We start from the raw sequence: 14193 nt of genomic DNA on the forward strand, positions 1-14193 counted from the left end.
GCGGCCTCCTAGAAGCGTGTGGTCACGGCGGAGACAACGCGCCCCGCCTCGTCGATCAGCGGCAACCACGTCCATTTGTCGAAAGTGGTGCAGGGATGCGAAATACCCAGGATGACCCTGTCCCCGACTTTGGGATGAGGGGCGCCGGCCGATATCTTCAAGTAGGCATGCTGGTCATTCAGGGCCGATATGGCCCAGCCCACCGGCGCAACGGTCCTGGCATGGCTGCCCTGCGGAGAATAGTGGGTCACCACTGGCAGGGAGAGGTCGTAAGACACATCGCGCTTGCCGCAGCTGAGTATCGCCAGGCCGGGCTCGGGCACCGACTGCACCATGCTCCAGACTTCCAGCGCCGGCATCAGGCTGGCCCTGAGGCCCTGGCGCTGCTCGACTTTGCGCAGCATCCCGGAATAAAAATCATGATCATGGGTCACGTAGCAGCCCGAACGCAGGATGCCCGCCACCGGCTTGGACAAGGACAGCTTCAGGCCCGGCACGACAAGGTCGAACACCGCGGAACCCCCCGCGCTAACAATGATCTCCTTATCCTCGAACAATGCCAGCCTGTCGCAATCCCGGGCAATGCGCTCGACCCGTTCCATCAGCGCGCCGACTTCTTCGCTATCACGCACGCTGTCGCATCGGGCCAGGCCGCCTTCATAGCACTCTATCCCGCCCAAGACCAGCGAATCCGACTCCTTGATGCGCCCGGCCAGCTCGACCGCCTGCTCAAGCGTCCGGCACCCGGTACGCTGACCGGAAATTCCGATCTCCAGCAGACAGTCGAACGCAATGTCCGTTTGGCGGCGATGCGCCCATGACTCGATCTGTTCGACCTGCGCCAGAGAATCCACCAGAAACCATATGCGCAGTTCCGGGTCGCGGGTCCGCATGTATAGCAAGGCATCCAGGTCGGCGTCGCCGACCACCTGGTTGGCGATGATAATGCGCCGCGCACCCGCCTCCAGGCCGGCATTCACCTGGAATACCGTCGCAAAAGTAAGCCCCCAGGCGCCCGCATCCAGTTGACGCTGGAACAGTTGCGGCGACATCGTGGTCTTGCCATGCGGCGCGATGAACACGCCCTGCTCTTTCGCATAGGCCTGCATCCACCTCAGGTTGTGCTCCAGCTCGGCCTGCCTGATGACCGCCATGGGATACGGCAGGTCGTCGTCGAACAGATTCCAGCCGTATTGCCCCACTTCATCCGCAAGGCAAGGCGGCGCACTGGGCGGGTAGCCCTTGTTGCCGGAATCCAGATAGTTCTTTTGCTTCATGTTCGTTCTGCCTTGTACTTTCGGATTACTCAATAACTGCGCCAGCATGCCTGCCAATGGCCTTCACCGTGCTGGCGCAGCTCCATGCCGGCCTGGGCGCACCTGGCCTCGGCCAGTGGACACCGCGTCCTGAACACGCAACCGGATGGAGGGTTGGCGGGGCTGGGCAAATCGCCTTCCAGCAAGTTCGCCGGGCGCGGCGCCCGCGGGTCGGGCACGGGCGAGGCCGCCAACAGAGCCTGGGTGTATGGATGGCGGGGCTGCGCATACAGTGCCTGGGTCGGCGCAATCTCCACCACGCGGCCCAGGTAAAGCACCACCACACGGTCGCACAGGTATTCCACCACATCCAGATCATGCGAAATGAAAAGCATCGTCAAGCCGAGCCGTTCCTTGATCTCGCCCAGAAGATTGATGACCTGCGCCTGTATCGATACATCCAGCGCCGAAAGCGGTTCGTCCGCAATGATGAACTCCGGCTCGACCGCCAGCGCCCGCGCAATGCCGATGCGCTGGCGCTGCCCGCCGGAGAACTCATGCGGAAAGCGCTCCGCCTGCTCCTCGTTCAGGCCTACCTGCCGCAACAGCTCGTAAATGCGCGGCAGGCGCGCGGCGCCTCTGGCCAGGCCATGCGCGTCCAGGGCCTCGGCAAGAATACGGCGTACGCGCATGCGCGGATTCAAGCTGGCATAGGGGTCCTGGAATACGACCTGTATCTGCGCGCGCAAGGGCCGATACTGGCGCTGGCTTAGCGTGGCCAGATCCGCTTCCTCCGGGCCGCCGTAGTAAAGCATCTGTCCCGCGCTGGGATCCGTCAACCGGCTCAGCATGCGTCCTATGGTCGTCTTGCCCGACCCCGATTCGCCCACCAGGCCAACGGTCTCGCCTTTGAGTATAGAAAAGCCGACGCCGCTGACCGCCTGAATCGGCGACGCGGACGAGCCAAAGGTCTTGCTCAGCCCGCGCAGCTCGATCAATGTTTTCCGTTTGCTCATAGGCCCCCTCCCCCGGCCTTGAAGCAGCGCACGCTGTCTTCGCCGGACAGCGGCTCCAGTGGCGGCGCGGAGCTGCGGCAGTATTCATCGGCCAGGGCGCAACGCGGGCTGAAGGCGCAACCCGAGGGCATGTCGTAGGGGCTTGGAGCCTGCCCCGCTATCGCCGCAAGCCGCCGCCCTGTCGGCCCGTCGCGCCGGCTCGACTTCCTGGCCATCGCGGGCAGGCAATCCAGCAAGGCCCGCGTATAGGGATGCGCGGGCCTTGCAAACAGGCGCTCCACACTGCCCGACTCGACGATCCTGCCCGCATACATGACGGCCACCTCGTCGGCATACTGGGCCACCACGCCCAGGTTGTGGGTGATGAACAGGACGCTCATGCCGGTCTCTTGCCGCAGGCGCCCTATCAGGGCCAGTACCTGGGCCTGTATCGTCACATCCAGGGCCGTGGTCGGCTCATCCGCGATCAAAAGCGTAGGCGAACAGGCCATGGCCAGGGCAATCATCACGCGCTGGCGCATACCGCCTGAAAGCTCATGCGGATACTCTCCGACCCGCCGCGAGGCGGCCGGTATCTCGACCATGTCCAGCATGCGCTGCGCATGCGCCCAGGCCTGCGCGCGGCCGTACCCCAAGTGCAGCCGCGTCGACTCGGCGATCTGCTCTCCCACCGTCAACAGGGGATTCAAGCTGGTCATGGGTTCCTGGAAGATCATAGCCATCTCATTGCCCCGCAAGGCGCGAAACTCGCGCTCCGACAAATCAAACAGGCTGACGCGTTGGCCGTTGCGGCGCAGAAATAGCGCCTTGCCGCCGACGTGTGGATGCGAGGTCTTGGCGTGCAGGCCCATCAGGCTAAGGCTGGTCACGGACTTGCCCGATCCGGATTCGCCGACCAGCGCCAGCGTGGTGCCCGCTGGAATCGAAAACGATACGTCGGACACGCTTTGTATGCGTCCACGGTCGGATAGAAAGGAGGTCGACAGCGATTCGACCTGTATGCGAGGTATGCCGGTATCGGCCCGCGTCGTCATACCGCCGCCTTCAGCTTGGGATCCAGGCAATCGCGTATGCCATCGCCCACGAGCTGCAGCGAAAGCGCCGTGATGACGATGGCCAGGCCGGGATAGACAATGGTCCAGAAAGCCTGGTCCGAATAGTTCAGGCTGCCGACAATCATGGTTCCCCAGGTGGGAATGGAGGGCGGGACGCCCACACCCAGAAAGGAAAGCCCCGCTTCGGCCAGGATGGCGTAGGCGAATATGAAGGTCAACTGGACCAGGATGGGCGAGATCAAGCCGGGCAGGATATGCATGTAAAGAATCTTCCAGGTCGGCGTCCCGATCGCCCTTGCGGCATCCACATACAGCAGGTCTCGCAAGACGAGCGTCGAAGCGCGCGCCACCCGGGCAACGCGCGGGGTATAGACGATGACCAGCGCCAGCACCACGTTCCACAACGACGGTCCCAGTATTGCCACCAGCGCGATGCCCAGCAGAATATCGGGAAAGGCCATCATCGCGTCGACCACGCGCATGATGGGGGCATCGGCCAGGCGAAAGTAGCCCGCGACCATGCCCAGCACCGTACCCAGGATCACCGCGCCCAGGGCGGTCACCACGCCTATGGTCAACGAATAGCGGCCTCCATAGGCCATGCGCAGGAATACGTCCCGCCCCAGATGGTCCGTGCCCGCCCAATGCGACAGCGATGGCGCCTTCAGGCGCTGCATGATGGAAACCGCGCTGGGGTCCGCCCCCGAAAACCAGGAGATGCCCACGGACACCGCGACGACGGCAATCAGCACCACACTGGCCGCCAGCACGATGCGGCGCGAAAAATAGCGGCCGGCCAGATAACTGAATCGGCTGGGTGGCGGCCGGATGCCGGCGTCCGGAAGAATGGAAGACATCGCAAGCCTACTTTCGCAACCTGATCCGAGGATCGATTACCGTATATAAAAAATCAATGAAAAAATTGATCAGCACATAGATGAATGCCACCACCAGCAAGGTGCCCTGGATAACTGGATAGTCCCGGCGCAGGACCGCGCGCACCACCAACCCGCCCACTCCCGGCAAATTGAATACCGTTTCGGTGACGACGGTGCCGCCTATCATCAGCGCCATCGTCAGTCCGATGACCGTGACGATGGGAATCAGCGCGTTCTTCATGACATGCTTGACCATGATGACGGTCTCGGACAAACCCTTGGCCCTGGCGGTGCGCACATAATCCTCGCCCAGCGTGTCCAGCATGGAGGCACGCGTGAAACGGATGATGAGCGCCGAATTCAGTACGCCCAGCACCACCGACGGCAATGCCAGATGCACCATGCGCTGCGCCAGGCCCGCGTCGGGCGGGCCGTAGCCTGAAGCGGGGAACCAGCCCAACTGAACGGCAAAGACGCGAATAAGGATAAGGCCCATCCAGAAGCTGGGCACGCTGGCCGCCAGCATGGCGATGGCGCTGACCGCCTGGTCCGTCCGCGAACCCCGCCAAACGGCCGCCAGCGCGCCGCAAGGCACGCCTATGCAGCTTGCGATCGCAACGGAAAACAAGGCCAGCAATATCGTGGGTTCCGCCCTTTCCAGCAAGACCTCGGCCACTGGTTGCTGAAGAAAAATGGATGTACCCAAATTCCCGGCAAGAACCTGGCCCAGCCACAGGAAGAACTGCGTGGGCAAAGGCCGGTCAAGGCCGTACCGCGCACGCACCTGGGCGATGTCGGCCGCCGTGGCCTGGTCGCCCAGCAGCACCGCAATGGGATCGCCGGAGGCCATATGCACCAGCAGGAAAACCAGCACGGCCACGATCAGCAACACGACGCATGCGCCCAGCAGTCGGACAAGCAGTATCTTGATGGAGGACAGCATTCGGGCAGCTTCTCTCAGGCCAGCCTGGTGTTCCAGAAGAACGGCCAGGCGCTGGGCATGAAACCCTGCAAGCGGCTGGAGCGCGCCGACAGGCTGTTGAACTTGCCCAGCTCGACAAAAGGCACTTGTTCGTACACCACGGCCTGCACCTGCCCCCACAGCGGCCCGCGCTTGGCCAGGTCCACCTCTTCATTGAATGCCTTGATCGCGGCAGCTTTTTCGGGCGATTCCCACCAGCCCGGCGCGTCGGATCCCAATTGCGGCGGCGACAGGATGGGTTCCGGAAACAGGCCGGAGTGGGTTATGTAGATGTCCCATACCTTCGGGTCGTTGCGGCGCTGAAGCAAAGTGGCCCAGTCGACCACCTGCAAATCGGCGGCCAGGCCGGCGCGCTTGAACTGTTCGACCAGCACCATGGCGATGTTGTAGTGGAATTCGTACTGGCGGCTGGCAAGAATCGGTATCGGCTTGTTGTCGTAGCCGGCCTTCTTGGCCAGTTCCGCCGCCTTCTTGGGATCGTTGTTGTTGTAACGGCCGGCGCCGGCATCGGAATAATAAGGCGTGCCCTTGGGGAAGAAATTGGGCTCCACAATGAAGAAGCGGGGATCGCCGAAGGCGGCGGCCATCAACTCTTCAGCGCCGATAGCCGTTTGCACCGCCTGGCGCATGGCCTGGCTTTGCAAGGTGCCTTCCTTGGTGTTGAACACCATGTAGGCAAAACCGAAATTCTTGGCAATGATGGGAACGATGCCTTCTCCGGCACGCTCCAGTCGCCCCACGGATTCCACCGGCAGCAAATCGGCATAGGCGAACTGCCCCGCCATGGCGCCCGCCACACGCGTGTTGGAATCGGGCACGGGCACAAACCGCAGCTCCTTGATGGCCGCCGTGCGCCGTCCGCCGAAGCCGCTGGGCTCTTCCCCGCGGGCGGCATACGAATCGAAGCGATCCAGTATGGTGTATTGGTCCGGGCGCCGCTCTTTCAATTTATAAGGCCCGGTTCCTATGAAGCTGGCCATCTGGTCGGCAATGGTGCTTTTCGGCATGATGGCCGCCATGCCGGAAGGAAACGCCAATTGAGCCAGCAAAGGCGCATACCGGTTGTTCAAATGTATGGCTATCTTCGAAGGCGAGACCTTTGCGATTTGCGCGATCTCCTTGGCAACCGCCTTGCCGCGCGGCGATATCCGGGTCCAGCGCTCCAGCGAGGCAATCACATCGTCGGCGCTCAGGATGGAACCATCATGAAAAGGAACGTTCTCGCGCAGCTCGATCTCGAATACCTTGCCATCGTCCGAAATCGCGGGCATGGACGAAGCCAGCATGGGAACGACATTCCAGTTGGCGTCGAAGGTATACAGCGGCTCGTAGACATGCTGCATGATGGTGCCGACCAGGTCCGCCGTGGTCAGCATGGGATCCAGGGTTTGCGGATCGCCTATCATGGCCAGGCTGGCCGATTGGCCGCCGGCGGCGAATGCCTTGTTGCCTCCCAGCGCCACGGTCGACGCGCCCAGGGCGCCCGCAAGCAATACCTTTCGGCGCAAGGGATTGTGGCGCTCAACAAGCACCGGGTTACCGTTAAGACAGGATAATTGCATGATGGCACCATGTAGTAATAAAATTACAAATAAGATGCTATATACCCACAATACAGCCGTCAATAGACTGCATGTCAGGGTTTTCCTGTAATTTTTTTACATAAATGAGGGATAAATGTCGACCATAGAGCTATTGGGCCAATCACCCGTCAGTTCGGACCGCCTGGCGCGGCCCTTGTCGCCCGCGGTACGGGCGGGCGATTTCGTATTCGTATCCGGCCAGGTACCGACGGACGAACAGGGCGAAGTCGTCGCCGGCGGCATCGAAGCGCAAACACGCCAGGTCTTCCAGCACCTGAAGCGTGCGTTGGCTTTGGCCGGCTGCACACTGGAGGACGTATGCAAAACCAATGTATGGTTGGCCGATGCCCGCGATTTCGGCAGCTTCAACCGCGTCTACATGGAGTGCTTCGGCGAGCACCGCCCCGCCCGTTCCACGACCGAGGCGCGCCTGATGATAGACGCCAAAGTCGAGATCGACGTGACCGCCTACAAACCGCGGTAGGCAACTGGCGGCCGGCCATGGCCATGGCTATGCCGGCGCCTTTCTTGCTTGTTAGCTATTTACCGCCAGCCTGTTGGTACAGAGGCATGACCTTGTTTGCCGCCTCGGTCAGGTCGGCCGAGCGGCTGGATGCCGATGGGTGGGTGGACAGGAACTCGGGCGGCGCGCTGCTCTGGCTGAGCGCACCCATCTTCTGCCACAGCGTGACCGCGGCGCGCGGATCGTAGCCCGCTCTTGCGGCAAGCTCCACGCCGATACGGTCGGCTTCGGCCTCGTGCGTGCGACTGTTCGGCAGGGTGAACATGACTTCGCTCAGCGCGCTGCCCAGGTCGGCCGTGGCGCCCGCGCCAGTCACCGCCGACAACACCGACAGACCCATATTCGTGACCATCTTCTGGGACACCTGTTCGCGCGCATGCTCGCGCAGGGCATGCGCCATCTCGTGGCCGATGACCGCCGCCAGCTCGGCGTCGGTCGGCTTGATCTGGTTGATCAGGCCGGTATAGACGGCGATTTTCCCGCCGGGCATGCACCAGGCGTTGACGTCGTCGGAGTTGAGCACATGAACTTCCCAGTTCCATTTGGCCGCATCCGGACGGAACACGCCGACCTGCTTGATCAGTTTTTGGGATATGGCTTTCACACGCGCGGTTTGCGCGGCGTTGGCGTCCAGCGCGCCCTGGGCCTTGGCCTGGGAAATCAGGCTGCTGTACTGTTGGGCGGCTTCCTGCTGCAATGCGGCTTCGGAGACCATGCTGGACATATACTGCTTGCGCTCGACGCCCACCGTACCCGAGTCGGTGGTCTGGACAGCGGCGCAGGCGGCCAGCAGAGTCAAGGCCGACACCGCTCCGGCGGCGGCCATGCCGCGCATCGTTGAGATTCTTTTCTTCATGGCAGTAAAGCTCCTTTCAGGCAACAAGGTTCATTTCCCGCACTGTGCGCGATGGCGCAAAGCGTGATCCATCAGCACGATGGCCAGCAAGGCCTCCGCAATGGGTGTCGCGCGTATGCCTACGCAAGGGTCGTGCCGTCCCAAAGTCTGCACCGAAACCGGCTCGCCGGCGCGGTTGACGGACCGGCGTTCGACCCGGATGCTGGATGTGGGCTTGATGGCGATGGACACGGTAATGGCCTGGCCGGACGAAATGCCGCCCAGCACGCCGCCGGCATTATTCGACAGGAAGCCTTCGGGCGTGATTTCGTCGCCATGCTCGGACCCGCGCTGGGCGATACAGTCGAAGCCGGCGCCTATCGACACGCCTTTTACCGCGTTAAGGCCCATCATGACGTGCGCTATGTCGGCATCCAGGCGGTCGTACAGGGGCTCGCCCCAGCCCGCCGGAGGATTCTCGGCAACGACTTCGATGCGCGCGCCGATGGAATCGCCGTCGCGCCGCAACTGATCCATATAGTCTTCAAGCTGAGGCACGATAGCCGCGTTGGGTGCGTAGAAGGGATTATTCGGGACATCGTCCCAGGACTGGAAAGGAATAGGTATCGGTCCCAACTGGCTCATGTAGCCGCGTACCTTGATGCCATGGTTCTGCTCCAGCCATTTCCTGGCGATCGCCCCGGCTGCCACGCTGGGCGCGGTCAGGCGGGCCGAGGAGCGTCCGCCCCCGCGCGGATCGCGCTCGCCGAACTTGCTCCAATAGGTAAAGTCGGCGTGGCCGGGACGGAAGGTATCGGCGATATTGCTGTAGTCCTTGCTGCGCGCGTCGGTATTGCGGATAAGCAGCGCAATGGGCGTGCCCGTAGTCACGCCCTGGTATACGCCCGACAGGATTTCGACCTGGTCCGGTTCCTGGCGCTGGGTTACGTGGCGCGACGTGCCGGGCCGGCGCCGATCCAGATCGAACTGGATATCCGCTTCGGACAACGCCAGCCCCGGCGGGCAGCCGTCCACCACGGCGCCTATGGCCGGGCCATGCGATTCGCCGAAGTTGGTGACGCAGAATAATTTGCCTAGAGTGTTGCCGGACATAGTTTTTATCTAAGGTTGAATTGAAAGAATACGCGATAAACCGGATGGCGGCATTCCCGCTCGCCGCATCCCAGCCATGATTCTATTAAACATTGTGAACAGATGAATCGGCCCGCCTTCGCCGGGGCTGCGCCGAGCTCATGACGAACAACTGACTTCCAGCCGCCCGGCCCACTCCGGCGGAACGGCGGCATAGGACTCGTAGCCGGCCTGTTCGGTATAGGGGTCGCGCAGCAGTTTAAGCAAGATATCGATCTGGCTGGTATCGCCTTGCGCGGCGGCCCGTATCGCGCCTTCCGCCAGATGGTTGCGCAACACATACAGGGGATTGCTGCGATTCATGTGCTCGATGCGTTCCGGGTCCGGCCGTTTGTCTTGCGCCAGGCGTTGCAGGTAGCGATCCAGCCATGCGCTCGCTTGATCCCGGTCGTGGAAGCGCTGGAAAAATGCCGTGCTGTCCAGGGGCGCCTGGGCCAGGGAGCGGAAGCTGAGCGTGAAGTCGGCCTTCTGCGTATGCAGCAAGCGCCACCAGTCGTCCAGCAGATCGTCGTCGCCATCCGTCCAGTTCAGCAAGCCCAGCTTTCCGCACAGGTTGGCGCGATACGCCTGTAAAAAGGCCGGCTCGAATTCCCGCAGCTGCTCTTTCAGCGCTTCGGCTTCCACACCCAGACCCAGCAAAGCGCTGGCCAGGCGGTAGAGATTCCAGTTGGCCACCGACGGCTGCGCATTCCAGGCATAACGCCCCTGGCTGTCGCTGTGGTTGCACACATGATCGACCTGAAAAGCATCCATGAAGCCGTAGGGACCGTAATCCAGGGTCAGCCCAAGTATGGACATATTGTCGGTATTCATGACGCCATGGCAAAAGCCGGCGGTCTGCCAATCAGCCAGCAAGCGGGCCGTGCGAATGGTGACTGCACGCACAAAGCGCAGGACCACCTGCTCCTGTGTGGCCGGCGCACCGTCCACGGCGTCGCGGCACTCCGGATAGTGGCGGTCAACCACATAGTTCAGCAAGGCGCCCAGGTTCTCGGGGGACGAGGACCAATGTTCAAACGAACCGAAACGCACGAAACTGGGTGAAACGCGCGTGACGATGGCGGCGGTTTCCACGGTTTCCCGATAGACCGGATCGTTCGACACGACCAGCGCCAGGGCTCGGGTCGTGGGTATGCCCAGGCCGGCCATGGCCTCGCTGGCCAGGTATTCGCGGACCGAGGAGCGCAGCACCGCGCGCCCGTCGCCCATGCGCGAATAAGGAGTCCGCCCAGAACCCTTCAATTGCAATTCCCAGTGCCCCGAGGGGCTGACGACTTCGCCCAGCAAATGCGCCCGGCCGTCTCCCAACTGGCCCGCCCACACGCCGAACTGATGGCCGCTGTACACGGCTGCCAGCGTCTTGCCGCCGGGCAGCGGCTGATTGCCGGCCACCACATCGAGAAATTCGGGCTGGGTCAACGCCGCGGGCGACAAGTCCAGCAGCCGCGCCACATCGGCGTTGGCGTGCAGCAAGCGAGGTTCAGTCAGCGGCTGCGGCGACAGGCGCGTATAGAAGGCGGCGGGAAGATCGGCAAACGAGTTCTCGACCCGGATGTCCTGGATGGAGTCCTTCATGAAATCACCCCTGCCTTGTCCCGAGCCGCATTCTGCTTGGCGGCCCGCTTGGCCGGCCGCAGATAGCAAACGGCGCATAGGTAGAATATCAGCGAAAAAAGGATTTCCAGTCCGCCCATCCAGGCCGACATGGGCGAGGGGTCGGACCAGGCGCGCACGACGCCTTCCATGAAATAAAGCAGGATAAGCATGGCCGCCCATTGCAGGGTATACAGCTGTCCTTTCAGTACGCCGCGCAAGGGCAGCAGCAAGGGCAAGGCTTTCAGCGCCAAGAGAGAGCCGCCGGGGCGCAGAGGGGCTATTTTCAGCTCCCAAAGCAGGCACAGGGCAATAAGCGCCACCAGCGATACGGATGCACCATGGCGCAATACGGGATTAAGTTGCGTAGTCATGCTGGTATTATGACCCGAAAGAGGCGCGCGCCGCCTGAACGGCGCCCCTGAAATGTAAAGGTTCATCGTCATCATGCCCACGAAAAACGATAGCCCCGACACGGCAAACTCCTTTTCGGACGCGCCGGTCGCCTCATCCCCGGCGCCGGTCGAGGAGCCCAGGCTGGAAGCGGGCGAAACCCCGCAAACCGGTTTGTCGAACGCCGGCAAGATAGCCCGCTTTGCCCTGCAGCGCGCCGGCGAAAAGAAACTGACCCAGGTGGCCTCCAGCCTGACCTTCACGACGGTACTGGCCATCGTACCGCTGCTCGCCGTGGTGCTGTCCCTGTTCACCGCCTTTCCGCTGTTTGCCGAATTCCGGGTCGCCCTGGAGAACTTCCTGACCAGCAGCCTCATGCCGCCGGCGGTATCCGATAACGTCATGCTGTATTTGAATCAGTTCGCGGCCAAGGCGTCGGGACTAACGGCCGTGGGCAGCCTGTTTCTGATCGTCACTTCGGTCATGCTGATCATGACCATCGACGAAGCCTTCAACGACATCTGGCAGGTCGAACGGCAACGGCCATTCAGGCAGCGCATTCTGGTGTATTGGGCGATCATATCCCTGGGTCCCGTCCTGACGGGCGCCAGCCTGTGGGCCACCTCCATCCTGGCGCGCGAATCCATAGGCAATATCGGCGAACTGCCCGCCGTGGTCGGATTCGCGCTGTCCTTCGTGCCGCTGATCGCCACCGGGCTGGGCTTCACCGCGCTGTTCGTGGGCGTTCCGAACCGGCGGGTTCTCTGGAAGGACGCCGTGATAGGCGGCTTGGGCACGGCCATCGTCCTGGAAATAATGCGCGTGGGCTTCGCCTACTACCTGACGCGCTTCCCCTCCTACACCGTCATCTACGGCGCCTTCGCCACCCTGCCCATTTTCCTGCTGTGGATCTACCTGTCGTGGCTGGCCATCTTGCTGGGCGCCACCGTGGCGGCGACGCTCCCGGCCCTGCGCCAGCGGCGCTGGGCCCTGCAGCATTACCGGGGAGCCATGTTCGTGGACGCCGTGCGCGTGCTGCGCGTTTTGTGGGATGCCCAAAGCGCGCTTCCGGCGGGCCGCAGCATGCGGTTCCTATGCGCGCACCTGCAACTGCACCAGGATGAGCTTTCCAGCGTGATGAAGGCGCTTAAGCGACTGGGCTATGCGGTCAACACCGAAAACGGCGATGCCGACCAATGGGTGCTGGCCTGCGATCAACGCGAAGCCACTCTAGGCCCGCTTATCGATGAACTGCTGCTGGACCGCGATCAGCCCGGACTGGCCTTGGAACCTTTACTTCTTGAAGCGATTTCGGTTTCTTTGACACAAACCCCGCAACGGCTGGCCGCCCTGTTCGACGGGCCAGGCGAAACACTACCGGAAAGCCCGCATATGGTGCAAAATACCCTTACCGCGGAGCATAGAAACACCCAGGAGAAGAAACATGCTGAAAGTCAGTGAAATCCTACGCGTGAAGGGGCACACGCTATACACTGCCACGCCCGACATGCCTATTTTGCAAGCGCTTCAAACCATGAGCGAGCAAGACATCGGCTCGCTGGTCATCATGGACCACGGCGAACTTGCCGGCATGCTGACCTTCCGGGAAATCATCCGCCACCTGCACGACAACCAGGGCATGACCGGTTCGAACACCGTGCGCAGCATCATGGACGATGCGCCGGTCAGCGTATCGCCCAATACCGGCTTCGAAGAAGTGCAGCGGCTGATGCTGGAAAAGCATGCGCGCTACATGCCGGTCATGGACGGCCCCACGCTCATGGGCGTCATTTCCTTCTATGACATGGCGCAAGCCATCGTGGCCGCGCAGCAGTTCGAGAACAACATGCTCAAGGCCTACATACGCGACTGGCCCACCGATTCCGAAGAAGCGGCCCGTTCTTAGCAGCCTGTGTCGCCGGTTCGCAACATCAAATCCGACCATGCCCGCTCGATAAGTCCCGCGTCGTTCTGATTAAGCAAGGCGGGGTCCGACAAGCTGCGGCGCCAATGGCGGGCGCCTGCTCGGCCGCTCATCCAGCCCAGCATCGAGCGCGCGATCATGCGCAGCGGCACGCCCTTTTCGATCTCGCTCCCCGCATAGCGGGCCATGGCATGAACCACCTGCGCGGGCTCGGGCAAGACCAGATCCGGATGCAGCTTGCGGCTGATATCGGCCAGCACGCCGGGGTTGTGCCAGGCGGCCCTGCCCAGCATGACTCCATCGAACTCCCGCATCAGTTGCAAGGCCTGGTCCGTTTCGGTAATGCCGCCATTAAGCACGAATACGCAGTCGGGAAAATCGGCCTTCAGCCGAGCGGCGGCGTCGTAGCGCAATGGCGGCTTCTCGCGATTGTCCTTGGGCGACAGGCCCTTTAGCACCGCGTTGCGGGCATGCACGATAAACACCCGGCAGCCGGTGTCGCGGATTTTGCCGACGAAGTCGCGTACGAAATCGTAGGACTCGTTATAGTCCAGGCCCAGCCTGTGCTTGACGGTTACGGGAATGTCCACGGCGTCCTGCATGGCTTTGATGCAATCGGCCACCAGATCGGGTTCGGCCATCAGGCAGGCGCCGAAGGCTCCGCGCTGGACGCGCTCCGACGGGCAGCCGCAATTCAGATTGATTTCGTTGTAGCCCCATTGCCGGCCCAGGCGTGCCGAGTCGGCCAGCGCCTGGGGCTCGCTGCCGCCCAATTGCAGGGCCACCGGCTCCTCGGCCGGATCGAAGTCCAGGTGGCGCGCCACGTTTCCATGCATCAGCGCGCCCGTGGTGATTATTTCGGTATACAGCCGGGCGCGCGGCGCCAGCAGGCGATGGAAATAGCGGCAATGCCGATCGGTAACGTCTATCATCGGCGCCACGCAAAGGCGCCAATCATCGACGGGCGTATTGTCTTGATTCAGGATCACGTTAAGCAGGTTCT

14 protein-coding genes are annotated in these 14193 nt (G+C 62.3%); 3 read left to right on the forward strand and 11 right to left on the reverse strand.

Going from position 1 to position 14193, the window contains the following annotated elements:
- Positions 1-8 precede the first annotated feature (8 nt).
- The 6 genes from V0R37_RS14690 to V0R37_RS14715 are packed head-to-tail and all read right to left on the reverse strand — an operon-like array spanning position 9 to position 6749.
- A complete protein-coding gene (locus V0R37_RS14690; protein WP_420375229.1) occupies positions 9-1277 on the reverse strand; it encodes an amino acid deaminase in 1269 nt (422 codons plus the stop codon).
- A gap of 29 nt (positions 1278-1306) precedes the next feature.
- Positions 1307-2272, reverse strand: coding sequence for an ABC transporter ATP-binding protein (locus tag V0R37_RS14695; RefSeq protein WP_420375230.1), 966 nt, complete (start codon positions 2270-2272; stop codon positions 1307-1309).
- Positions 2269-3306 carry an ABC transporter ATP-binding protein gene (locus V0R37_RS14700; protein WP_420375231.1) on the reverse strand — a complete coding sequence of 346 codons (1038 nt, stop codon included), beginning with the start codon at positions 3304-3306 and terminating at the stop codon, positions 2269-2271. Before V0R37_RS14700 ends, V0R37_RS14695 begins: the two co-directional genes overlap by 4 nt.
- Positions 3303-4184, reverse strand: a complete 882-nt coding sequence (locus tag V0R37_RS14705; RefSeq protein ID WP_420375232.1) for an ABC transporter permease — start codon at positions 4182-4184, stop codon at positions 3303-3305. Before V0R37_RS14705 ends, V0R37_RS14700 begins: the two co-directional genes overlap by 4 nt.
- 7 nt (positions 4185-4191) lie before the next feature.
- Positions 4192-5148 (reverse strand): ABC transporter permease, encoded by a 957-nt coding sequence (locus V0R37_RS14710; RefSeq protein WP_420375233.1) that lies wholly within the window; start codon positions 5146-5148, stop codon positions 4192-4194.
- Between the two features lie 14 nt (positions 5149-5162).
- Positions 5163-6749 carry an ABC transporter substrate-binding protein gene (locus V0R37_RS14715; RefSeq protein ID WP_420375234.1) on the reverse strand — a complete coding sequence of 529 codons (1587 nt, stop codon included), beginning with the start codon at positions 6747-6749 and terminating at the stop codon, positions 5163-5165.
- Between the two features lie 115 nt (positions 6750-6864).
- On the opposite strand from V0R37_RS14715, the gene V0R37_RS14720 reads away from it, so the two are divergent.
- Entirely contained in the window at positions 6865-7254 is a 390-nt protein-coding gene (locus tag V0R37_RS14720; protein WP_420375235.1) for a RidA family protein, read from the forward strand.
- Between the two features lie 55 nt (positions 7255-7309).
- Here the strand turns inward: V0R37_RS14720 and V0R37_RS14725 are convergent, their stop codons facing one another.
- The 4 genes from V0R37_RS14725 to V0R37_RS14740 all read right to left on the reverse strand — a co-directional run bounded on the left by V0R37_RS14725 (position 7310) and on the right by V0R37_RS14740 (position 11247).
- On the reverse strand, positions 7310-8149 hold the full coding sequence (locus tag V0R37_RS14725; RefSeq protein ID WP_420375236.1) for a M48 family metallopeptidase: 840 nt from the start codon (positions 8147-8149) through the stop codon (positions 7310-7312).
- Positions 8150-8179: 30 nt separating this feature from the next.
- Entirely contained in the window at positions 8180-9241 is a 1062-nt protein-coding gene (aroC, locus tag V0R37_RS14730) for a chorismate synthase (protein ID WP_420375237.1), read from the reverse strand.
- A 138-nt stretch (positions 9242-9379) separates the two neighbouring features.
- Entirely contained in the window at positions 9380-10855 is a 1476-nt protein-coding gene (locus tag V0R37_RS14735; RefSeq protein WP_420375238.1) for a protein adenylyltransferase SelO, read from the reverse strand.
- Complete coding sequence (locus V0R37_RS14740) at positions 10852-11247, reverse strand: DUF2069 domain-containing protein (protein ID WP_420375239.1); 396 nt, start codon at positions 11245-11247, stop codon at positions 10852-10854. Before V0R37_RS14740 ends, V0R37_RS14735 begins: the two co-directional genes overlap by 4 nt.
- 73 nt (positions 11248-11320) lie before the next feature.
- Here V0R37_RS14740 and V0R37_RS14745 point away from each other — a divergent pair, with 73 nt between their 5' ends.
- Together V0R37_RS14745 and V0R37_RS14750 are read left to right on the forward strand one after the other, a co-directional pair.
- Positions 11321-12727 (forward strand): YihY family inner membrane protein, encoded by a 1407-nt coding sequence (locus tag V0R37_RS14745; RefSeq protein WP_420375240.1) that lies wholly within the window; start codon positions 11321-11323, stop codon positions 12725-12727.
- Positions 12711-13172 carry a CBS domain-containing protein gene (locus tag V0R37_RS14750; protein ID WP_420375241.1) on the forward strand — a complete coding sequence of 154 codons (462 nt, stop codon included), beginning with the start codon at positions 12711-12713 and terminating at the stop codon, positions 13170-13172. Before V0R37_RS14745 ends, V0R37_RS14750 begins: the two co-directional genes overlap by 17 nt.
- Here the strand turns inward: V0R37_RS14750 and dusA are convergent.
- On the reverse strand, positions 13169-14179 hold the full coding sequence (gene dusA / locus V0R37_RS14755; protein ID WP_420375242.1) for a tRNA dihydrouridine(20/20a) synthase DusA: 1011 nt from the start codon (positions 14177-14179) through the stop codon (positions 13169-13171). The two genes, V0R37_RS14750 and dusA, sit on opposite strands and share 4 nt — an antisense overlap.
- Positions 14180-14193 lie beyond the last annotated feature (14 nt).

Origin of the sequence: Pollutimonas rozaliensis (assembly GCF_048751585.1) — a bacterium.
GTDB lineage: Bacteria > Pseudomonadota > Gammaproteobacteria > Burkholderiales > Burkholderiaceae_B.

Bases quoted from the DNA above. Each gene is read 5' to 3' on its own strand.
- V0R37_RS14725 (WP_420375236.1), bottom strand. From the start codon at position 8,149: ATGAAGAAAAGAATCTCAACGATGCGCGGCATGGCCGCCGCCGGAGCG.
- V0R37_RS14710 (WP_420375233.1), bottom strand. From the start codon at position 5,148: ATGCTGTCCTCCATCAAGATACTGCTTGTCCGACTGCTGGGCGCATGC.
- V0R37_RS14695 (WP_420375230.1), bottom strand. From the start codon at position 2,272: ATGAGCAAACGGAAAACATTGATCGAGCTGCGCGGGCTGAGCAAGACC.
- V0R37_RS14750 (WP_420375241.1), top strand. From the start codon at position 12,711: ATGCTGAAAGTCAGTGAAATCCTACGCGTGAAGGGGCACACGCTATAC.
- V0R37_RS14700 (WP_420375231.1), bottom strand. From the start codon at position 3,306: ATGACGACGCGGGCCGATACCGGCATACCTCGCATACAGGTCGAATCG.
- aroC (WP_420375237.1), bottom strand. From the start codon at position 9,241: ATGTCCGGCAACACTCTAGGCAAATTATTCTGCGTCACCAACTTCGGC.
- V0R37_RS14705 (WP_420375232.1), bottom strand. From the start codon at position 4,184: ATGTCTTCCATTCTTCCGGACGCCGGCATCCGGCCGCCACCCAGCCGA.
- V0R37_RS14740 (WP_420375239.1), bottom strand. From the start codon at position 11,247: ATGACTACGCAACTTAATCCCGTATTGCGCCATGGTGCATCCGTATCG.
- V0R37_RS14735 (WP_420375238.1), bottom strand. From the start codon at position 10,855: ATGAAGGACTCCATCCAGGACATCCGGGTCGAGAACTCGTTTGCCGAT.
- V0R37_RS14690 (WP_420375229.1), bottom strand. From the start codon at position 1,277: ATGAAGCAAAAGAACTATCTGGATTCCGGCAACAAGGGCTACCCGCCC.
- V0R37_RS14745 (WP_420375240.1), top strand. From the start codon at position 11,321: ATGCCCACGAAAAACGATAGCCCCGACACGGCAAACTCCTTTTCGGAC.
- V0R37_RS14720 (WP_420375235.1), top strand. From the start codon at position 6,865: ATGTCGACCATAGAGCTATTGGGCCAATCACCCGTCAGTTCGGACCGC.
- V0R37_RS14715 (WP_420375234.1), bottom strand. From the start codon at position 6,749: ATGCAATTATCCTGTCTTAACGGTAACCCGGTGCTTGTTGAGCGCCAC.